At 57.4% G+C, this 21126-nt stretch carries 13 protein-coding genes; 4 read left to right on the top strand and 9 right to left on the bottom strand.

The genetic code is table 11. From position 1 onward, the window contains the following. The first annotated feature begins 67 nt into the window (after positions 1-67). The gene (locus tag B5D61_RS03520) at positions 68-742 is read left to right on the top strand and encodes a hypothetical protein (protein WP_139373036.1); all 675 of its coding nucleotides are present in this window, start codon (positions 68-70) and stop codon (positions 740-742) included. Between the two features lie 30 nt (positions 743-772). Here the strand turns inward: B5D61_RS03520 and B5D61_RS03515 are convergent, their stop codons facing one another. The 9 genes from B5D61_RS03515 to B5D61_RS03475 all read right to left on the bottom strand — a co-directional run bounded on the left by B5D61_RS03515 (position 773) and on the right by B5D61_RS03475 (position 12319). Then, positions 773-1141, bottom strand: a complete 369-nt coding sequence (locus tag B5D61_RS03515; RefSeq protein ID WP_078811918.1) for an MGMT family protein — start codon at positions 1139-1141, stop codon at positions 773-775. A 4-nt stretch (positions 1142-1145) separates the two neighbouring features. After that, positions 1146-2147 (bottom strand): tRNA (adenosine(37)-N6)-threonylcarbamoyltransferase complex transferase subunit TsaD, encoded by a 1002-nt coding sequence (gene tsaD / locus B5D61_RS03510; RefSeq protein ID WP_078811917.1) that lies wholly within the window; start codon positions 2145-2147, stop codon positions 1146-1148. Positions 2148-2150: 3 nt separating this feature from the next. Next, positions 2151-3188, bottom strand: a complete 1038-nt coding sequence (locus B5D61_RS03505; protein WP_245846445.1) for an L-threonylcarbamoyladenylate synthase — start codon at positions 3186-3188, stop codon at positions 2151-2153. A gap of 325 nt (positions 3189-3513) precedes the next feature. After that, the gene (locus B5D61_RS03500; protein ID WP_078811916.1) at positions 3514-5478 is read right to left on the bottom strand and encodes a hypothetical protein; all 1965 of its coding nucleotides are present in this window, start codon (positions 5476-5478) and stop codon (positions 3514-3516) included. Positions 5479-5724: 246 nt separating this feature from the next. Continuing rightward, entirely contained in the window at positions 5725-8463 is a 2739-nt protein-coding gene (locus B5D61_RS26605; RefSeq protein WP_078811915.1) for a DNA translocase FtsK, read from the bottom strand. Between the two features lie 273 nt (positions 8464-8736). Beyond that, positions 8737-9876, bottom strand: a complete 1140-nt coding sequence (gene rlmN / locus B5D61_RS03490; RefSeq protein WP_078811914.1) for a dual-specificity RNA methyltransferase RlmN — start codon at positions 9874-9876, stop codon at positions 8737-8739. Between the two features lie 9 nt (positions 9877-9885). Next, a complete protein-coding gene (locus tag B5D61_RS03485; protein ID WP_139373035.1) occupies positions 9886-10518 on the bottom strand; it encodes a hypothetical protein in 633 nt (210 codons plus the stop codon). Positions 10519-10593: 75 nt separating this feature from the next. After that, positions 10594-11241, bottom strand: coding sequence for a DUF4412 domain-containing protein (locus B5D61_RS03480; protein ID WP_078811912.1), 648 nt, complete (start codon positions 11239-11241; stop codon positions 10594-10596). A 76-nt stretch (positions 11242-11317) separates the two neighbouring features. Next, positions 11318-12319, bottom strand: coding sequence for a DUF72 domain-containing protein (locus tag B5D61_RS03475; protein ID WP_078811911.1), 1002 nt, complete (start codon positions 12317-12319; stop codon positions 11318-11320). 73 nt (positions 12320-12392) lie between these two features. Between B5D61_RS03475 and B5D61_RS03470 the strand changes: the two genes are divergently transcribed. From B5D61_RS03470 to B5D61_RS03460, 3 genes are all read left to right on the top strand, one after another. Continuing rightward, a complete protein-coding gene (locus B5D61_RS03470) occupies positions 12393-14057 on the top strand; it encodes a sulfatase-like hydrolase/transferase (RefSeq protein ID WP_078811910.1) in 1665 nt (554 codons plus the stop codon). A 40-nt stretch (positions 14058-14097) separates the two neighbouring features. Continuing rightward, positions 14098-15669, top strand: coding sequence for a sulfatase family protein (locus B5D61_RS03465; RefSeq protein WP_078812165.1), 1572 nt, complete (start codon positions 14098-14100; stop codon positions 15667-15669). A 155-nt stretch (positions 15670-15824) separates the two neighbouring features. Next, positions 15825-21125, top strand: coding sequence for a tetratricopeptide repeat protein (locus B5D61_RS03460; protein ID WP_176159204.1), 5301 nt, complete (start codon positions 15825-15827; stop codon positions 21123-21125). The last annotated feature ends 1 nt before the right edge of the window (position 21126 follow it).

Genomic DNA, 21126 nt, shown 5'->3' with positions numbered 1-21126 from the left:
TGAGGAGATTAACTGATAAGAACGGATGATTCTGCGCACCGTTTCTCATCTTCTTAGCCCGCTTCGCATGAAACAAATCTCTGATCACCTCTGGCTACTCACCTATCCGCTATCCGTGTTGGGCACGCAGCATGGACGTAACGTTACTCTGATTCGTCTGGCTTCAGGCCACCTGATCCTTCACTCCATGGCCCCTTTTTCGGCCAAGGAAGTGGCGGATATCTCCAGCTTGGGTAAGCCGGGGTGGTTGATGGAGGCGATGTTGCTTCATGACACCTATGCCGCTGACGGAAAGAAAGCTTTTCCAGAAGTGCCGTTCCTCGGTCCCCCGGGATTTTCAGACGTGGTGGATTTTCCCACTCTCCCACTCCTACCTGCTCCTCCTGAGTGGGCGGGTGAGGTGGAGGTGCTTCCCATCGCGGGGGTTCCGATGCTGAAGGAGTATGCTATTCTCCACCTTCCCAGCCGCACCCTCATCGTGGCGGATTTGGTCTTTAACTTCCGCCCTGATGAGCGCGGCTGGAACCGTTTCTTCCATCGCTACATCGCCGGGTTTCGCCGTTATCCCGGGATGAGCCGTATTTTCAAGCTGTGCATCAAGGATAAGGCGGCATTTCAGGCTTCCATGACTGAGATTTTTGCCAAGGATTTTGACCGCGTCATCGTCGGTCATGGGGAAGTGATCGAAACCAACGGTAAGGCCCTCCTACGTCGAGGTCTTCACGATGCGGGGGTGATTTGAGGTAACGCGTTTTTGGTTAGGCGCTACCGCTCAGGGATCGCTCCAGCGAATGCTTCGGCGTAAACCGACGACGTGGAAGTGTGAATCGGCATCCTGGATGTATCCTTGGGCATCGAGGTGAAATCCTTCTTGTTCCAGACGCTTTCGTTGAAGGACTGCAAGCTCGGCGTTCATCTTGGGGCTAATTCGTGCGTCGGCTCCTACCACCCGATGCCACGGGAGGGTCTTCGATTCTTCGTCCGTCAATCGACTCATCACGCTGGAGACGTGCAGCGCGGCGACGTTCATGTGAATGGCAATGGAACCGTAAGTGGTGAATTTGCCGCCAGGAATCAGGCCCACTAGCCGGATGACTTCAGCACGAATGCGAGTGGCGGCGAGAGACTTGGGCTTGGCCATAACATCAAACCAGCGCTAAATTCGGGTCCACATCCGCTTCTAGGGCAGAGCTTTGGCCTAACTGAAAGCGCTGCGAGGCTGCATAAGCGATCATGCCGGCGTTGTCTGTGCAGAGGTCTGGTTTAGCGAGCAGCAGTGTGAGCTTTTCCTTCTCACAGCGCGCCATCAGTTTTTCCCGCAGACCACGATTGCAGCTTACGCCACCGCTGACGGTCACCAGAGTTTCACCGGTTTGGCGAGCTGCGAGGACGAGTTTTTCCACCAAAACCTCAATGATGGCCTCCTGCACGCTGGCACAGACATCGGCCAACACGGTCGGGTCTTCCAAGTTCAGCTTGGGCAGTTCGTAGAGCACCGCAGTTTTGAGTCCGCTGAAGCTGAATTCCAAACTCTCCCCATCCATGAAACTGCGTGGAAAGGCAAAGGCGCGTGGGTTCCCCTGGCGCGCTTGCTTATCGATCTCCGGTCCGCCGGGATAGGGCAGGCCGATCATCTTGGCCACTTTGTCGAAGGCTTCGCCCGCTGCATCATCGCGCGTCCGGCCTAACAAAATGTATTCACCGACCGATTTGACCTGCACGAGCATGGTGTGGCCACCACTGACGATGAGGGCCACGCTGGGGCGCACAGGACCTTGCCCGCCCATGAAGGGAGAAAGCAGGTGGCCTTCCATGTGATTGACGGCTAGGAAGGGTTTCTTTTCGGCCACCGCCAGAGCCTTGGCCATGCTGGTGCCGATGAGCAAGGAACTCACAAGCCCCGGCCCGCTGGTGGCGGCAAAGGCGGTGATCTCGCCCAGAGCTAGGCCAGCTTCTTCCAAAACCTCCTGCACCAAGGGGCGCACATGCAGGATGTGATTGCGCGAGGCCACCTCCGGCACCACGCCGCCATACCGACGATGGATCTCCGCCTGGGAGGCGATGCGTGAGGCCAGCAGGGTGCCCTCCGGCGTGCAAATGGCCGCGGCGGTTTCGTCGCAGGAGGATTCGAGGGCGAGGATGGGCATGGCCTAACGGGAAGGACGAACGGAAGCGCGGCGCAGTTTATCCATCATGGCCGCACCCATGCCGTGCTCCAGCATCGGCTCGGCGATGATCTCATCCACACCAAGTTTATCCAACTCACGCAGCACGTAAAAGAAACGCACGGCCGCCTCAGGCAGCTTGCCATTCCCCGGGCTGAGGATCATCATCTGCTCCCAATCGGCCAGATCAACATAGCCGTCTTTCTCCTCACCGCGATAGCTCATGAGGGCGTAGCGCCTGCCTTCTTCAGGGGTGAAGTCCGAGGGCTTGCTGAGCAGGCGCAGCGGCGTGCGTGGGGCGTAGTGGGAGGCGAGCTGGCCGGGGGCTTCGCTGGCTTCATCCAAGAGCGTTTTGGTGACGCGCTGCACCTTGGCATACAGTTTCAGATCCTCAATGGTGATCGGTCCTGGACGCAGGACGGTGATGAGGGCCTTGGGCGTGCCGGGTTCCACCTTGATGATGGTGGACTCCAGGCCATGCAGGCAGGCACCGCCATCCAGAATGAGCGGGATACGGCCATCCAACTCTGCTAGCACGGCATTGGCCGAGGTGGGGCTGATGGAGCCAAAACGATTGGCACTCGGTGCGGCAATCGGCTTGTTCAGGGCCTGGGCGACACGTTTGAAAACTGGGTTGTTGCTCACCCGCACCGCCACGGTGGGCAGGCCTGCGGTGACGAGGTCAGGCACGCACGGTTTTTTTGGCAAGAGCAGGGTCAGTGGACCGGGCCAAAAGCGTTCGATCAAACGGGTCACCACCTTTTTTACGTCCTCAGGGACTTCGGCCACGGTATCGAGCAGCTTCTTGTCCGGTAGATGGACAATGAGCGGGTCGAAGGTTGGGCGCTCCTTGGCTTCGAAGATTTTGGCGACGGCTTGGGGATTCAGCGCATCGGCCGCCAGTCCATAGACCGTTTCAGTGGGCAGGGCGACAACCTCGCCCGATTGCAGAAGACGAACCGCCTCCTCCACGGCGTGGTGCATGAGCGGCGGCTGATCGGTCGGCAGGATGGGGGTGGACATGAACCTGCATGATCCAATACGATCAGGGCGAATGCAAGGAGTGACCCCTCAAAGTGGCCCGGACCCTCCGTGGGCGGAGCGCCACCTGGCAAGCCAGACGAGACGGTAACTCCGGAAGCCTATGCCAAGGGATGTCTGGAGCTTGGGAGATTTCAGGATTGGAGGAAATCACGTCTCGCTCAGACTCCGGAGCGGTATCCCGCACACACAGAGTGTGCTGACCATATCGCTGGAGTGTGCCTTCAAGGCGTGAAGCCACTCTGACCTCAACATGACGGCAGGCTGCCGTCACTCCTTGGGGTATAAAGCTGTGAGAGAAGTGACCTCAGTTAGCCTTTTCTTCATCGCTGGAGTCATCGTGCACCACAGGCATTTCTGGGGCGATGGGCTCCTCTTCGAGTGTGTCTTCTTCAGGTTCGATTTCCGGCGCAGCGGTATCGTTGATCTGGTTCCGACCGACGGCTTCCGGGCCATCTTCACCTTGGACGAGGTCTTGCACGCTGTCTTCGGGATCGAGATCGTCGGTGGAAGGGCCTTCTACAGGTTCATTGATCTCCTCCAGAGATTCGATGGTGAAACCTTCGGTAGCCCCGAAGCCGGAAATTTCATCGTCCACTGGGGCTTCAACCTCGTCGGCGGCTACTTCGGATGGAGTCGCATCTGTAGCTGTGGCGGCTTCAGCGGCACCGTTGCTCTCCTCGTTGTCGGGCAATGCGGTGAGAGCCGTAGCGGTGGGTTCTGGGGCTGTTTCTGACATGGCTTTGTCCTTGGCTGGGGGTTCCTTATCCTTCGCAGGATGAGGCTCTCCCTGGACGCCTAAAAACACCATGCCATCGCTGTATTCGATGACATAGCCTTCATTGGTCAGCCAACGCAGGTCCTTGAGGACCGAGATTTGTTCTTCAGAAAGCTGGGGTTTGGCTTCGCCTTCGGGGATCGGAGCTGCGCCTGGCACAATTGATTCCACCAGCTTGGCGAGAGGCATACCCGGAGTGGTTTTCAAAACCTCGACGATCTTGGAAACTCGCTCAGAAAACACCACGCCTGGGTCCACGGCACGAGGCTTCACTCGGCTCACAAAGAGCTTGCCGGCACGGCGCTTGAAGAGCTTCAGGCCACGGCGCTCGAAGATGCCACCGAGCTTCTGAGACATTTCAAAGAGATGCTTGCGCGCGCCTTCCACGGCGTGACGCATCATGATGCCGAGGATGTGGGTGAGCTTGCCTTTCTCTTGGCTGCCGGGGATGACGACTTCACGCCCTTCGATGACGGCATCTTCACTGTGCGTGCGGCGGAAGTGGGCCTCCATTTCCGCACGGCTGTTGAGCACCACCGGCTCGGCATCTTCCGGTTGATCTTTGATGTAAATCCAGCGCTGACCCTTCTTCTGGCTCTCTTTCCACTGGGCGACGAGGTCAGGATTCACCTCCGTGCGCACGCGGCGCTTGTAGTCATCCAGAGACATGTGGGCAAAGCGCTCGCGATGCAGACGCAACAGGGTGCTTTGATAGCTGTGGTGGCTCGGTGGGCCAAGCAATTCTCCAGTGAGGCCACAAACGCCGATGCTCTTGAAGTCGCCCTTAGGCTCTTCCAATTCCACCTCTTCGATCTTGTAGTAAGAATCGATGGCGGCGCCGCGCAGGACATGGCTGAGCGCTTCTTCGCGGCTCAGGAAAAGGCCGCCATCGGCCTGGGTTACAAACAGGCCCGTTGGGCGTTCGGCAGCACAAGTGAAACGGACGTGGAAACGATCTCCTTCCGCTAGCACGAGGCGAGCGGCATCGAACATGCTGAAGGCATGCCCGCTGGTGCGGATGTGATTGGCCAAGGCCTCCGACGACTTGTCCTCGGGCTCGATCACCACCTTGATATCCTTTGGGATTTCTACCCACTCGCGTTGTGGGCGATCTCCGTGACCACGATCCCGATCGCCAAACCGGCGAGGACCACCTCGATCATCACGATCTCTGCGGGGGCCACCGGGGCCTTGCCCTGGTGGGCCATCACGGCGCGGACGGAACTCGCCACGATCACGGTTTTGGCCACCGACGAAACCACCCCCATCACGGCGTGGTGGGGGACCACTACGGCGATCACCCTGAAAACGATCTCGCCCACCGCCACCTTCGCGGCGTGGTCGACGCTCTTCCCGGTCCTCAAACTTATTGAGGTTACTAGGTGCGCTCATGCCTGAAACCCAAGCGGGCATCATGCGCAGGTCAGAAAGGTCCACCAGCCCAGCGGGTTTTGGCGTTGGTGTTTCTTCGGGAGTCGCTTCGGATTCGGTCATGACAGGTGTTTCAGGACACGCAGTATGGCGCAAGTTCGCCTTTGTCGCCAACTTTGTTCGCAAAGGTGCACCGCACCGCGTGCCTGACTTTCCGAAAATGACAGATTTTTTTCAAGCCATCGCTTTTGAAAAGTGCGGCACGGCATCCGATTCTCTCGCTTTTCGCGCCATCACGACCTCTTCCAACGCCTTGATGAGACCTTGCAGGGAATCATGCACGGCCCGCTCTGATGGCTCTATTCCAGTTCAAATCATATCCATATCCACGAGGATCTCGCGCGGCTTGGCACCCTCGCCTGGGCCGATGATGCCGCGATCTTCGAGGATGTCCATCATGCGCGCAGCGCGCCCGTAACCAAGTTTGAGGCGGCGCTGAAATAGGCTGGTGGAGGCTTTTTTCTCCTGACGGATGACTTCAAGGCAACGCTCCAAAGTTTGCTCCTCCTCGCTGCTGACACCGCCGTTATCATCGTCGTCGTCACCGCCCATTTCGCCGGTCTCGTCATCCACTTTCACGTCAAAGATGGGTTTGCCCTGTTCTGCGCAGCGCTCCACCACGGCGTGGATTTCATCGTCGGTGACGAGGGCACCCTGGCTACGGATGGGCTGGGCACCACCGGGGGGCACATACAGCATGTCCCCTTTGCCGACGAGATTCTCAGCACCTTTGCGATCCAGGATCACGCGACTGTCCAGCGCGCTGGAGACCTGGAAGGCGATGCGGGTGGGGATGTTGGCCTTGATGACGCCGGTGATGACGTCGGCACGTGGGGTCTGGGTGGCCACGATGAGGTGAATGCCAGCGGCACGGGCCATTTGGGTGATGCGGGCAATGGCGACCTCAATATCCGCCGGGGCAGTCTGCATGAGATCGGCCAATTCGTCGATGATAACGACGATGTAGGGCAGGGTATCCGGGATGATGAATTCCTGGCTGCGCACCTTCGGTTGAGGCGGGAGGGAATCGCCGATCCAGTTGCCGTGCTGATCTACGGGCAGCTCGGTGGCTTCATTCTCAGCATCTGCGTCGGTCTCGACATCCATGTCGGCCTCATTGCTTTGATCCATGTCATCCCAGGGTGGGGTGGTGCCATCCACGAGGTGATCCGCCGCGGCGGCGGCTTTGGCAAAGGCGGCAGACACACGGGAGTCATCCTTACCTGCGGCGGCCTTGCGTGGTGTGCGGGAAGGTGGGGGTGGAGGAGCGGCTTCGGTTTCCATGTCCGCCTCGATCTCCGTCTCAACTTCATTGGCCGGGATGACAGTCTGGGCGGCAGCCGCTGCGGCTTTGCGGGCCTCGTTAGCGGCGGCTCGTTTGCGGTTGCGGTTGTTGAAGGTCTCGAAGTTTCGGCAGCCTTCTTGGGCAAACATTTGGTAACGGCTTTCCATCTCCCGCACGACCCAGCGCAAGGCGAGCAGGGCTTTTTTGGGGTCGGTTACCACGGGCAAGGCCAGGTGGGGCAGGTCGGCGTAGTTTTGCATTTCCACCACCTTGGGGTCGATCATGATGAAGCGCAGTTCATCTGGGGCAAACCGGCATAGCAGACTGGTGATGATGCCATTGATGCAGACGGATTTACCCGATCCTGTAGCCCCGGCGACCAGGAGGTGCGGCATGGCAGCGAGGTCACCGATGATGGTCTTGCCATACACATCTTTCCCCAGCGCAATGGGCAGCTTGGCCTTGCCATTGGCGAAGACTTCATCTTCCAAAAGTTCACGAATAGGCACGGCGACTTTGTCCCGGTTGGCCAGCTCAATGCCGACGGTGTCCTTCCCAGGGATAGGAGCCAGGATATTGATCCTCTCCGCACAGGTAGCGCGTGCGATGTCGTCATCCAGTGCAGCGATGCGGGCCACACGTAGGCCGTCCACAGGTCGCACTTCGTAGCGGGTGATGGAAGGGCCGCGGGTGATGTCGCCAGCTTCCACCTTGACGTTAAAGCTGGCGAGTGCCTTGACGATCGTCTCCTGAATGGCCAGGAGTTCACGAGTGTCTGTCGGTTTCCGCTGAGATTCATCGGGCCAGGAGAGGAGGTCCAGCTCCGGCAGTTTGTAGTCTTTGAAGCGCACGGCTAAGCTGCCCAAGGTGCCATGCGGGGCCTGCTCCAGCTTTTGGGCGCGTTTCTTTTCCCAGACTTCCGAGAGGCGGGGTTTGTCCTTGTTCTCGGTATGTTCGCGGTTGGCGGAGGAGTCGATGATTTTGGGTTTCGGAGCCTCAAAGGTCAGGCCTAGCTCGGGCGTGACCAAGGGGCCTGCCGGCACGGTATCGGCTTTGTCCGCTGTGGTTTTTCGGCGGCGTGAGGGGGAGGCAGACACCGCAGAGGTCTCCGGCTCGACTCCACGGGCAGCCAGTTCCTTACGGATCTGCCAAGTCTCCCAGGCCTGGGTGATCTCCATGCGGATATCCTGGATGGCCTGGAGTGGATGGATGCCGCTGGCCAGGAAAAAGCCGACGGCGTAAACCCCCGCCAGCACCACGGTGGAGCCGACGCTGCCCAGAAGATTGGCTAAGATGCTGCCACCAATCAGATATCCGAAGCCGCCACCGCCGCCTAGCGGGGTGATGTTATCCCGTTGATTGAGGATGTCCTGCACCTCAAAAATCGCGGCCATGGAGATGACCATCAAAGCCACGCCCAACCAGGAGCGGCCCGTGACTTTCAGGTTCGATGCCAGCTTGCAGACGCCAAACCAAGTCATGCTGATGGGTAAAAGGTAAATCGCCATCCCGGCCAGATACAGGGATAAACCGGCCCCCATGGCCCCGAAACGCCCGACGAAATTTTTCACCACCGCGTTCGGTTGATCCGTGACGCTAAGCCAAAACCAGCTCGGCAGATCCATGGGATCATACGAAACGAGCGCCAAGAGATACATGGCCGCCAGGACAAGCATGGCGATACCGATGGCGTCGTTCCAGGGGCTTTCTTTCTCCTGCACGCGGCCACGGGCAGGTCGGGATTTAGCGAGTTCAGCAGCCATGGAATTCGGGAAGCGAGGATTAACTCAGCAAAAAAGACATTCAACTTTACCAAAATATAAAGGCAACTCAATCTCGAATCTGAGAATCGTGGGAAGGGGGCGGGAAAGGGAGGGGAGCATCCGTTGAATGGAAGGCGGCTGCGGCCGAACGATTCTTGGGACCGCGGGGATCTGCCATCGCTGACTCAAGGTGATATCTCTGGACAACGGGGAACGATAACGCTCAGGGCCCGGCGCTATCCAATCATCCACCGATCCAGCATTCTCCCACCCTCACGCTCCTGCGCTGATCGTGATGCGCTTGGCTGGAATGGGGGATTCGATGATGCCCAATTCGGTTTCTTGGCGCAGGCGGAGTTGACCGCAGGCGGCGGCGATGTCGTGACCTTTCTCGCGGCGCAGGGTGGCTTTCACCCCGGCATTCAGCAGCACGTCTTGGAACTCATCCTGATGCTTCTCGGTCGGGCGCACCCAGGGCAGGCCTTCGACCGTGTTGTAGGGGATGAGATTGACTTTGGCCTCCAGGCCTTTGGCGCGTTTGGCTAGGCGATGCGCTTGATCAATGCCATCGTTCACATCCTGAATGAGGATGTATTCAAAGGTGATGTGCTGCTTGCGTTTGGAGCGCCAGTAAGCCAAAGCCGCGAAGAGTTCATCGAGGTTATACTTTTGGTTGACCGGCATGATCTTGTTACGCACTTCGTCGCTGGCTCCATGCAGGGAGATGGCGAGGCGAATCTGAAGCGGGAAGTCCGCCAGTTTCTTGATCTGCGGAGCCACACCACTGGTGCTCACGGTCATGTGGCGGGCACCGATGCCGATGCCCCACTCGGCATTGAGGATCTCAATGGCTTTGGTGACATGGCCATAGTTCGCCAGGGGCTCACCCATGCCCATGAAGACGAGGTTATCCACGCGCTCTTGGGCGTAGGCTTCCACTTGGACGATCTGCTCCACGATCTCGGCAGCCGTCAGGTTGCGGGTGAATCCGGCCAGACCGCTGGCGCAAAATTTACAGTCATAGGCACAGCCCACCTGACTGGAGACACAGAGGGTGTGGCGGTCAGAAGCTTCCCCATACAGGGCGGGGTTGGCGGGGATGAGCACGGTTTCCACAAACCGGCCATCGTGCAGCTTCAGGAGAAACTTGCGTGTGGTGTCCTTGGACCCCGTCACGGTGGCGATCTTCATCGTGCGGGTGACGAATTTCTCAGCCAAGTTCTGTCGCAGAGCCTTGGAGAGATTCGACATCGCCTCAATGCTCTCGGCGCGTTTGGTGAAAGTCCACTCGATCACCTGCTTGGCACGGAAGGCAGGCTCACCCATCTCCGCCATCAATGAAGTGATTTCGGGTGGGGTCAGGCCCAGGAGCGAAACTGGGACGGCAGGTTTTGGAATGGAGGCAGTCGTCAAAGCAGCAGATCAGACGTTAGGTCCGGCGCTGGGAGAGGGAAGCTCAAAAGCCTCCTGAAGGGTGATCTCGCCGTCCCGCAGGGCATAGCGGGCGCGCCAGCCTGCACTTATCGCCGATGTCTCGGTCAAAACAACTTGGTTCTGTCCTAGCTCGTGGCGCTGGAAAGTGCGCCCTTCGGCCTCACGGAGAGGTAGTTCCCCCCAATCCACGATGTCCAATCCCGCAATAACGCTACCAGGAGGTAGGGGAGTGGGGTCCATGCACCAGGAGTGCGGCACGGCTTTCAGCAGATGGGCATAGGCACTGGCGCGGAGTTCAGTTGTCCAAAAATCCTGCAGGGCCGGGAGATGCAGCAGGGCCTGCCAGACTGGCTGGCCAAGGAGGGGCAGCTCTGGAGAGATCAACCCTTGATCGCTGAGGAGAAGGTCAAAGGGCTCGGGCATAGCGTCATCCACCTCAGCTTCAGGCATCCATGCACTGAGGAAGGCTGTGAGGGGTTCTCCCAACCGTCCTTTGCGATGACGCGCTTGTAGCACCTTCATAGCCCGCTGCCACTTTACGCATTCATAGCCCAGAGGACGCAGGTCTCTCCAGGCAGGATGGTCATCTGGCAGGCGGGTTTCAGAGGGGGTAGGGGGCATTCTCTTTCCACCCTATTACGGCGGTGCGATGACCGCTGGCAATGAAAAGCGAATAGAATCCCATGACGAAGGGGCTTAGAGACCAGGCACCTTCATTTCCTGATAATCTGTGGGAATGGTAAAGACGGCCTCATCCACGGGATCTTGTTTGGCGGACACCAATTCCGAGGTCACAGTTTTGCCCATGATTTGCAGCTCGCTTTTGACCGCCATGCCGGCGAAGTCAGAGGCCTTGGGCATGAGCGCTGCAGCGGGGTTACCCATTGCGTTCATGAGGTTGTCTTGAGCTGTGTTCAGGTCTTTGAAGTTAGGGAAGTCTTTGGCGATCCAGAATTTGCCGGTGCCTAAGGCTCCCGTCCAGGTGTAGATCTCACAGTCATATTCCCCGACTTTTTCCTTTTGGCCGGTCGCTGTGGGAGCGGCAGCGGGTTGATTGCCTCCCAGGGCAGCCCCAGCCCGGGCCATCAGTTTCTTGACGGATTCGGCATCCATTTTCATCATCACCTTTTGGGCGTGCATCAGCATGACCGATGTGCCCGCAGTGCTGTTGGCGATGACGCTCATCTCTTTACCCTGATCCATTCGAGTTTGGTCGCCTTTGATTTGGAGGGTGGACTCGGAGGTTTGGCCGTCGGTGGTGGATTTCTGAACCACAACCCAATCCGCATGAGCGGTGGCGTAGGCGAGAAGACTGATGAACAAGACGTGGAAAATCGCTTTCATAGAGATTTAGAATACGAAGCTTGTGAAGCTAAGGTCAATGCACTTCTGGGCTTGTCTCCAAAGATCAGGCAACGTGTCAGGCGATTGGATCCTTGGGGGGTGCAGGTTGCAGACCGAAGAGATTCAATTCATGCAGAATGGCCAGGAGGGTGAAGAGTGAGTTACCCTCCAGGCGATTGTTGAAAAATAAGAAGCTGGGCCAAGGCTTACCTTTGACCATGAGCTTGCGGGCCAGCCGGACTGCCGAGGCTCGGGCTTCGACGTTTACTTCTTTGGTCTCCGTGTAGGGCTTAAAAGCCTCCACGGCTTGCTCGAAGGTTCGACCTGGTTTGAGAAGAAAGCGGGCTGTGCTGAACTCATCACAAGTTAGGCTGTCAGGAATGTCCATCTGCTCCCCGACGGTCGGCATGCGGGTCCAGTTGTTATAAACGTGGGTGACATGATGCTTCCTCAACACGGCGAAGTAGTCGGGATGCAGCAGGGTTTTGTTGCGAATCTCCACGCCATATTGCCAGCCTTTGGGGAGTTGAGCCAAGAAGGTATCCAGTGCCTCCACAAAGTCGCGACCACGTTGAAAATCACGGGAATGGAAATGGCTGAATTCAAACATGAGTACGCCGATCTTATCCCGATGCGGAGCGCATGAGGCCAGGAACGCTTGCTTGAAGAGATCGGCATCGAGGAAGTGGGGATTGGGCTGCCCTGCACGTTTGCCATGACGTGGGAGACTGGGGAATATTTTCGTCGTGATCTGATCCGTCACTTTGAAGGAAAACCGAAAGCCCTCGGGCACCTGGCTGCATAGGTCGTTGATGAATTGCGGGGAGGGAAACTGGTAGTATCCTGCATCCACACAGACGGTGCGGAAGACTTGAGCATACTCCTCCAGGCAATCTTTCTGAAAGCGGCTTTCGGAGAACCGACCCCGGTGGATGTAACGCTGCTCATCATACAGAAGCCCGAGCCAGCCCGGGTATTTCCAGGAGGAAGTGCCCACGAAGACCCCATGGGCAGCCAACTCCGCCACGGCAGCCTTGAGTGGCACCAGGGGGAAGGTGGGAGAAAGAGAGGTCAGCATGCGTTGCCACAAAATACAAATGCTGTGCTTTTCTCGCAAATGCAGAAGCCTGACCTGCGTTCACAGGGGCCATATGCGTTTGTCATCCCTCCTTGTCCTGGCTAGTCTGACGGCTGTCATCGCCAGCATGCCTACGCGTGCGGATGAATCTCAGCCCCTGCCGAACATTGTCTTCATCCTCAGTGATGATCACAGTTACCCTTTCGTGGGCTGCTATGGACAGAGCGAGATGAAGACGCCGAACCTGGATCGCTTCGCCGCTGAGGGCATGAAGTTCCGCCGCATGTTCACGGGTGCTCCCCAGTGTGTGCCTTCGCGTGCCACCTTTCTCACGGGGCGTTCTCCAGTCGCCTGTCGGATCACCCGGTTCAGCTCACCTTTGCCCAGGGATGAGATCACTTATCCAGAGATCCTGAAAAAGGAGGCGGGCTACTTCGTTGGGGTGCTGGGCCGCAGCTATCACCTGGATGGCTCGGGTCGTGGACCTGACGTGAGCTCACGGGTGTTTGAAGCGAATCATCTCCAGACTTTCAAGGAACGTTTCGACTATGTGGACTCTACGGGCCAGACGACGATCCCAAAGACGATGGAGGAATTCTTCAACCAACGTCCCAAAGACAAGCCCTACTATCTATGGGTGAACTTTAGCGATCCGCATCACCCCTGGGATACTGGCGAGAATCCTCCAGAGCCGGCCAAGGTCAAGGTGCCCGGCTTCCTGCCCGATCTGCCCGGCGTGCGCAGTGATCTCTCCCGCTACATGGGGGAGATCGAACACATGGATGGCGATTTTCAGGGCGTGTTGGACATCATTAAAGAACGCGCCGGTTTGGAAAACACGCTCATCATTTTCACCGGTGATAACGGCATGGCCTTCCCGAGTGGTAAGGGGAACCTGCATGATCCAGGCCTGAATGTGCCTCTCTTCGTTTGGTGGCCTGGAGTCGTGAAGCCGGGTGGGGAATCCAGCACGTTGCTCTCGGGTGAAGATGTGGCACCGACCTGCCTAGAAGCTGCGGGGGTGAAAGTGCCTAACCGAATCTCTGGAAAGAGTTTCCTGCCGCTGCTGCGTGGGCAGGATTACGAAGCGCGGAAATACGTCTTTGCAGAGCGCGGCCCTCATGGCAGTGCCACCTTCAATGAGAACGTCAATGCTTCAGGGGTGGACTACAGCCGTGCCGTGCGTAGTGACCGCTACAAGCTCATCTATAACGTCACGCCGAGTCATCGTTACGCTCCGGTGGACAGCGGCGGTGATCCGAGTTGGCAGGACATCGTGAAAGCTCATGAAGGGCAGGAGTTGGCGTCTGAGTTTGAGACCCTGTGGTTCACTAGCCCTCGTGCCGTGTATGAACTCTATGACTTGGAGCAGGACCCCAATGAATTGCGCAATCTGGCGGGACAACCAGATATGAAGGAGGTGGAGCAGCAGCTCAAAGAAGCTCTCCAGGAAAAAATGATCCTGGACTACGACTACCTACCCCTGCCTCTCGCGGGTGCTCCCAAGAAAAAAGCAGGTCAAAAAGGCACCGCTCAGAATGACCCAAGCCGGGAGAAGCAGTTCCTCCAAAAAGACACCAATAAAGACGGTGTGTTAAGTTGGGAAGAATTCAGCAAAGGGCGCAGCCAAGCCGATGCGGAAGCGTGGTTCAAAGCCCGCGACCAAGATGGCAATGGCCAGCTTAGCCACGAGGAGTTCGTCACGAGTAAAGTCCCCCACCCGCCCAAGAAATCTTGAACCGCCCTCTCGGATCTACGTTGACTTGACCACCTTCATTATGAAACGCCTTCTCTTCACCTTGTGTTCTTTGCTGGCCCTGACGGCTCCGATTTTGTCGGCCGCTGAGGCCTCTCGGCCTAACGTGTTGTTCATTATCTTTGATGACTGGGGCTGGCGTGATGCTGGTGCCTATGGTTCCACCTGGGTTAAGACGCCGAACTTTGATCGCATCGCCAAAGAAGGGATTCTTTTCAAAAATGCTTATACATCCAATCCCAAGTGCAGCCCATGTCGCGCCAGCATTCTGACGGGACGCAATACTTGGCAGCTCGAAGAAGCCTCCTGCCACAACGGTCTCTTTCCGGCCAAATTCGCCGTCTATCCCGATCTGATCGAAGCTTCGGGTTACTCCATTGGCCTCACGGGGAAAGGCTGGGGCCCTGGCGACTTCAAGCACAGCGGACGCGTGAACAATCCTGCAGGACCGAGTTTCGACGAGCATAAGATCGTTCCGCCCGCGAAAGGCATCGGCCAAAATGATTACAGCAAGAACTTCGATGCATTTTTAACTCAACGGGATAAGGGCAAGCCCTTCTGTTTCTGGATGGGTTTTCAAGAGCCCCATCGTGCCTATGAACTCGATTCCGGTGTGCGATTGGGCAAGAAATTGGAAGAGGTGGTGGTGCCTCCTTACTTTCCTGACACCTCCATCGTGCGCGGTGATCTCGCCGATTATGCCGTGGAAGTGGAGTATGCCGATGCCCACATTGGCCGTGCGATTGAAGCCCTCGAAAAAGCAGGCGCACTCGACAACACACTCATCGTCGTGACTTCCGATCACGGTATGCCGTTCCCCTATGTGAAGGGGCAGATTCATGAGGATGGCTTCCATCTGCCTCTGGCCATGCGTTGGGGTCAGGGCATCAAGGCTGGCCGTGTGGTGGAGGACTTCATCAACGTGCGCGACTTTGCCCCTACATTTATGGAACTTGCGGGTCTCAAGCCCCACGAGCAGATGACAGGCAAAAGCCTCTTGGGCATCCTCAAGTCCGACCAATCTGGGTTCATCGAAAATCGCGAAGTGATGCTCGCCGGTAAAGAACGGCATGACCTGGGACGGCCTAACGACTGGGGTTATCCCGTGCGAGCCATCCGCACCAAGGACTATCTCTACGTGCATAACTTCAATCCCGAGCGCTGGCCTGCGGGCAATCCTGAAACCGACTACGGCAACTGTGATCCCAGCCCCACCAAAGAGCTGCTGAAGGCACTCGGCGGCACTTACTACGACATGTCCTTCGGCAAACGTCCAGCCGACGAATTGTATGATCTGAAGAGCGATCCCGAAGGTGTGATCAACCTTGCCAATGACTTGGCGCATGCCCCGGTGATGAATGAACTGCGCGAAAAGATGATGACGATGCTCAAGGAAGAGGGAGACCCGCGTGCACTCGGTAACGGGGCCATCTTTGACACCTACAAGTATCTGGCGAGCCGCAAGAAGGGTTATGAAACCTGGCTCAAAGCTCAGGACGAGGCGATGACCGAAGCCATCAAAGCCAAAGCTGTGGAGGTGGACACCAAACATCGCGCTCGCCCCAATAAAGCCAAGCCTCGGCCCGTGCCTTGAGGGAAAGGCCTCTTAAGTCCAGTATCTTGAGGTTGAAATGAAATCCCGTCTTGATTCAGGCAGCTGCTTAGTCGTTATCTGCTGCTTGACGCATGGCAGAGAATCTCAACTCGCATAAGTTAAAAGACCGATACCCATTAAAAGACCGGTTGTCTGTGGACTCTGCTCTACTGGCTGAGGTCCGTCAAAATTATGAGGCGGGTAGATATCTGGATGCCTGCCGCGTAGCTTTGAAGGCTGGGCCTCTTCAGGCATGGGCAGGCCCAGAGGCATTGACGCTCGGTTTCCGGCTCGCTGGCAATCTAGGGGCATCACGTTTGGCAGACCTGCTGATCACCCGTGCCTATCGTGAGGCTCCGGCGCATCCAGAGGCCGTGGTGCATTACGGGTATCATGTCCGCAATGAGCAGGGCCATCTGGCCGCTTGGCAGCATGCGCTGAAGGCGGAGTCCTCGCCGGGGATCGGGGGGCAGGCGCTTGCTGATCTGAAAACCATTCGGGCGATCACGGCAGGCACATATCGAGACTTTGAAACGGCGTGGAAGCTATGGCAGGAAGCCTTCGCGCTCTGTCCTGATCGGGCTTGGTTGCTGGTTGAAAAAGCGAGCATTCTTCAGTGCGAAGAAAAGCGTCTTGAGGCTTTGGAGGCTCTAGATGAGGCACTTCATACCCGACCCTGGTTTCGTCCGGCGGTACAGCATCGCGGCCGCATGCTTCACCTGCTCGGTCGTGCGGATGAAGCCGTTCAATTCCTCACGGAGGCCTCGCAACACCTTCAAAGTTATGCCGTGACGGCTCAGTTGATGAGCTTGAAACGTGAGCTGGATGATCATGCCGGCATGGCCGAGTTGGCGGATCGTGTCGAGGCTGAATCGTTGCTGTTAGATTCTGCTGGGCAGGCCTGGTTGCAATCCTATCGTGCCGATATCTTCCATCTGAAGGGGGACTACCCCAAGGCCGCCGAATATGCTGAAGCGGTCGGCAATGACTACTACACAGGCTTTGCAACGCGCTTGAAGCAGGCCTCAAGCCCCGGTAAGCGCGTGCGTCTGCCTTTTGAGTTTGTGCATCAAAAACACAACACCTGCGCCCCGGCGACCTTGGCCGCGATCGCTCATTTCTGGCAGGTGCCCATCACCATGGAGCAGATCGTGGACGCGATTTGTTACGATGGCACTTATGATCATACCGCACGTACTTGGTGCGAGGCCAACGGTTTCGCCTGTCGGGAGTTCCGCGTCACCACGGATGCCGTAAGGTTGCTCATTGACGCTGGAGTGCCTTTTGAACTGAGCACTGTGGATGTAGGCAATGCCCATGCTCAAGCGGTGATTGGTTACGACGAACTGCGCGAGACGATTTTCATTCAAGATCCCAGCGAACCACATTACCGAGAAGTTCCGGCTGAAGCTTTCCTAGCCAATTATGCTCTCACGGGGCCGCGTGGCATGGTTATCGTTCCGGCAGAAAAAGCAACGTGGTTGAATCGTCTGGAACTCCCTGAAGCGGAGATTCACGACCTCAATTATCGTTTCAGCCAAGCGCTCTCTAAATATGACCGCGAGACGGCGGTGACGACGTTGCAAACCATGGAGTCTCTGGATTCCAGCCATCGTTTGGTACTGTTGGGGCGTTTATCCTTGGCCTCTTTTGACGGCAACGATGTGGCCAAGCTGGAAGGTCTGGATCGCTTGCTGGAGGCTTTCCCTCGCGATCCGCGTTTGATCTACTGGAAAATGATGGTGCTGCGCTCCATCGGGCACCGTGACGCGCGACTGGAGCTGCTCCGTGATGTCAGTTTCAATCACCCGGCTTTGCTGCGTGAATGGGGGGTGGAGCTGATGAGTGATGCCCAGGATTGGCCGAAGGCTCGGCGCATCCTATGGCGGGCGCATGCCTTGATGCCATCAGATGGCCTGCTGCTCGTCCGTCTGGCCGATCTCATGCGTCGCACGCGTGAGTGCGAGGAGGCTGAAATCCTACAATACTATCGTTTCGCGGCTGCCTTCTCTGACAAGGTTGAAGGCTATGCCCAGCAATGGTTCAGCTACGCCGTTAGCCAAAAGCGCGGTGAAGAAGCGCTTCAGTGGCTGCAACGGCGGGTGCGGGATTACGGTGCGAAATCCGGTGCCCCGGCCATCACCCTTATGCAGGCCCTGGACATGTTAGGTCGGGAGGAAATCGTGGATGTGGTTCGTGAGGCAGTGGCGTTGCGTCCAGCGGATGGTGAATTGCTGCTGGAGCTCGCCAAGATGGAAACCCGCCTGGGTGATCATGCCGAGGCTGCTACTGTGCTGGAGCGGGCCCGTGGACAAGTGCTGCCGGGCTCATGGCTGCGCGCACGCATCGCGCTTCATCGCCGCTGTGGTGAGCATGCGGAGGAGGTCAGGCTTTGGCGTCAGATTCTGGAGCAGGAGCCCTTGGCTTTGGATGCGCATCATGCCCTGGCTCGTGAGCTGGCCGCTTCTCAGGGGAATGCAGAGGCAATCACACATCTTCAAGCTGTATGTGGTCTTTTTCCACATCACTATGGACTCGGGCAACTGCTGGTCGGGTGGCTGAAGGATGCAGACCTTCAGAAAGCTCTGGACCATGTGGAAAGCATGATCACGCTACATCCGACGGATCCGTGGGGTCATCGAGAGAAGGCTTTGATTCTAGTCGAAATGGGCCGTTCTGCAGCGGCTCTGGCTGCGGCTGAAAAAGCCTGTGTCGTAGCACCGGATCAATCAGCGAGCCACTCTGTGTTAGGCACCGCCCTGACCTTAGCTGGGCGAGAAGCCGAGGCCGTGCAAGCCCAGCGTCAAGCCGTGCGGATGAATGTAAACTATGCACCTGCTTTCGGTGAGATGCTTAGCCTGATGACGGGCACTGAAGCAAAGCGAGCCGAGCTCGCTTTCATCCGCACAGAGATGATCCGGCAGGTCCTGGATGGCAATGCCCTGCATGCTTATCGTGCACTCGCTTTCACCGTCCTGGCCCCTGAAGAACTTGTCATCGAGCTGCGGGAAATCTGGCAAGCTCGGCCGGATCTTTGGGAGGCATGGTCGGTATTGATCCTGCAGCTGTTGGATGCCAGTGGTCATCGAGAGGAAGCGACCCAATTGGCTCGACAGGCTGTAGAGCGTTTTCCATTATTCCCTGCCGCGTGGTCTGATCTGGCGACGGTTTTGCGCCTGGATGGCGATCATGATGGAGCCATCCAAGCGGCGACAAAAGCCACGCAATTGAATCCAGACTGGGCGGAAGCTTGGCGTCTGCTGGCCGATTATCAGGATGATGCCGGTCGTGGTGATGAAGCACTAGCCACGCTCAGGAGGGCGATCGTCAGGCTGCCTCTGGAGATGAGCCTGAAAGCAGCCCTCGCTACTTTGTTGTGGCGTAAGGAGCAGCGCGAAGAAGCCTGGGACATGGCCACGAAAGCGGCTCAAACGGACCCTGGACAGGATTGGGCCTGGAACTTCCTGAAAGCGTGGGCCGGCATCCTCCAGCGGCAGGATCAGTTATTGGAGATGGCGAGAACCTTGACCGAGCAGCGCCCTCTGGAGGCGCGCTCCTGGCATGTTTATTCCAATCTCTTACCCTTGGAGCGGGTGACAGAAATTTTGGCCGCTCTGGATCGGGCTATCGAGCTGAATCCCCGCCTAATCGATGCCATGGATCATCGGGCAGACATCTTGGCGCGTCTCGGTCGCTTGGATGAAGCGGAAGCGTCTCTTCGCCGATCCTTCCAAGACGAAGCGGCCATGCCCTTCAATATCCGAGGCCGTCTCGCCTGGCTAAAGGCTGTGCGAGGAGATGCCAAAGCTGCCATGCAGCAGATGAAGGACATCGTCGAGGTGCATCGAGATTACTATTGGGGCTGGGAGATGATTGCAAATTGGGCCGAGCAATCCGGTCAATTGAAGCCTTGGCGCGAGGCGGCTGAACAAATGATTCGCCTCAGCCCGAGGTCATCCGCTCCCTATTGCACGGCGGCGGACGCCGAGCTGCATGATCACCAGCAAGAGGCGGGAATTGAGCTTTTAAAAAGGGCTTTGCACATCGATCCAACAGTGCCTTATGCAGCGCATCGTTTGTTAGGTTACTATTGGGAGAAAAAGGACATCGCTGCCTTGCATGAAGCCGCGACTGCGCTGATGCCAGATGGCACGGTCGGTTTGATTCGGCGAACTTATCTGATGCTGGCTGCTGCACATGCGGGAGATCTGGATGGTGTCCGTGAGCATCTGATGGCTTTAGCCACCCAGCCCGACATGTTGGGGCCGCTGCTTTCTCTGATGTTGGATTACTTTCAGCAGCACAACCGTCGCTGCCTGGCGGTGTTGGATGAGGTGCTGGTGCAGGTGGTCAAGGAAGATACGATTGGCCCTGCCTTCGCTATCCTCTGGACTCAAAGGGAAAGTCAAAAGAAGAACTGGCTGGCCTGGATTCAGCTGGCCCGGTGGATGCCCAGACTTGGGGCCCGGTTGGATCCCGCCGTCTCGGTTTACCTGGAGATGAACGGTGAAGCCCGGCAAGCTGATCCTGCTGTGGTGCAGTGGATTCAGCGCTGCGATGCCGAGATGCGTCGTCGGAGTGAGATCTGGGGAAAAGTGAGCTATGCCCTCACGAACAGCCAGGCTTATCGCCCTTGTGTGGATTGGATGTGGCAAGACTACAAGCGGCCGGATGCCGAAGCTTGGATGTTGAGTAATCTCGTCACCAGTCTGCGCTGCTGCCGGCGCAACCGTGATGCGTCTGAGGTCAGTCAGCATGTGGTGCGTGAGGGCATGAGGGATCATACCTGGCTGCTGCATGTGAGTCATGCCGCCTTGGGTTATGCCCATCAGGGGGCGTATGTAGATTGTAAAAAACTGCTCGATGAGAATGACTTTTCCCAAGCACCGATGGAACTCCGGCTATTGAATCTCACGTCCCGTGCTCTGTGTGATGTCATGCCCGTGACGCCAGACCAAGGCCGCTTTTGGTTCAAGCAATTCATCGCCGCGGCGAAGAAGCTGGTTCAAGGCCAGCCTCTATCGGTGGAATCCCAGCGGGATTATGAAGAAGCTGTCGAGAAAATGAAAAGCCACACTGGAATGGCGGTCAGATCTTGGCAAAAACCGAAGCCTTATGTGCCCCCCAGAGAGGTGCCTGACAGCAACTCTGTTTTCCCTCGGATCGTCATCGGCATCATGATTTTTATTGCGTTCCAAGCCGTCCGCAATTGCGCAACTTCTCCCTCGACACGTTACAACACTCGCGAGACCGAGAGGATCTTGAACGAATTCCATTCGAGATCTGAAGGTGGAAACAAATCCGCTTATCCGCTTTCTCCTACCCTGACGCCAAGGCTACCTGTGGATGATCGGCTTGCTCCCAGCTTCGCTCCCAAGGTTCCTGTCGATAATCCCCGATTCACCCCACCGTCTGAATCTCGCTCTTTTCCTTCCATTCTCGAAGAGTCCTTCTAGC

Source organism: Prosthecobacter debontii (genome assembly GCF_900167535.1).
GTDB lineage: Bacteria > Verrucomicrobiota > Verrucomicrobiia > Verrucomicrobiales > Verrucomicrobiaceae > Prosthecobacter > Prosthecobacter debontii.
This window is presented reverse-complemented; position numbering and strand designations above follow the sequence as displayed.

What these genes read in the sequence shown, in the direction of transcription:
- B5D61_RS03520 (WP_139373036.1), top strand. Translation starts at nt 68, where the DNA reads ATGAAACAAATCTCTGATCACCTCTGGCTACTCACCTATCCGCTATCC.
- B5D61_RS03515 (WP_078811918.1), bottom strand. Translation starts at nt 1,141, where the DNA reads ATGGCCAAGCCCAAGTCTCTCGCCGCCACTCGCATTCGTGCTGAAGTC.
- tsaD (WP_078811917.1), bottom strand. Translation starts at nt 2,147, where the DNA reads ATGCCCATCCTCGCCCTCGAATCCTCCTGCGACGAAACCGCCGCGGCC.
- B5D61_RS03505 (WP_245846445.1), bottom strand. Translation starts at nt 3,188, where the DNA reads ATGTCCACCCCCATCCTGCCGACCGATCAGCCGCCGCTCATGCACCAC.
- B5D61_RS03500 (WP_078811916.1), bottom strand. Translation starts at nt 5,478, where the DNA reads ATGACCGAATCCGAAGCGACTCCCGAAGAAACACCAACGCCAAAACCC.
- B5D61_RS26605 (WP_078811915.1), bottom strand. Translation starts at nt 8,463, where the DNA reads ATGGCTGCTGAACTCGCTAAATCCCGACCTGCCCGTGGCCGCGTGCAG.
- B5D61_RS03485 (WP_139373035.1), bottom strand. Translation starts at nt 10,518, where the DNA reads ATGCCCCCTACCCCCTCTGAAACCCGCCTGCCAGATGACCATCCTGCC.
- B5D61_RS03480 (WP_078811912.1), bottom strand. Translation starts at nt 11,241, where the DNA reads ATGAAAGCGATTTTCCACGTCTTGTTCATCAGTCTTCTCGCCTACGCC.
- B5D61_RS03475 (WP_078811911.1), bottom strand. Translation starts at nt 12,319, where the DNA reads ATGCTGACCTCTCTTTCTCCCACCTTCCCCCTGGTGCCACTCAAGGCT.
- B5D61_RS03470 (WP_078811910.1), top strand. Translation starts at nt 12,393, where the DNA reads ATGCGTTTGTCATCCCTCCTTGTCCTGGCTAGTCTGACGGCTGTCATC.
- B5D61_RS03465 (WP_078812165.1), top strand. Translation starts at nt 14,098, where the DNA reads ATGAAACGCCTTCTCTTCACCTTGTGTTCTTTGCTGGCCCTGACGGCT.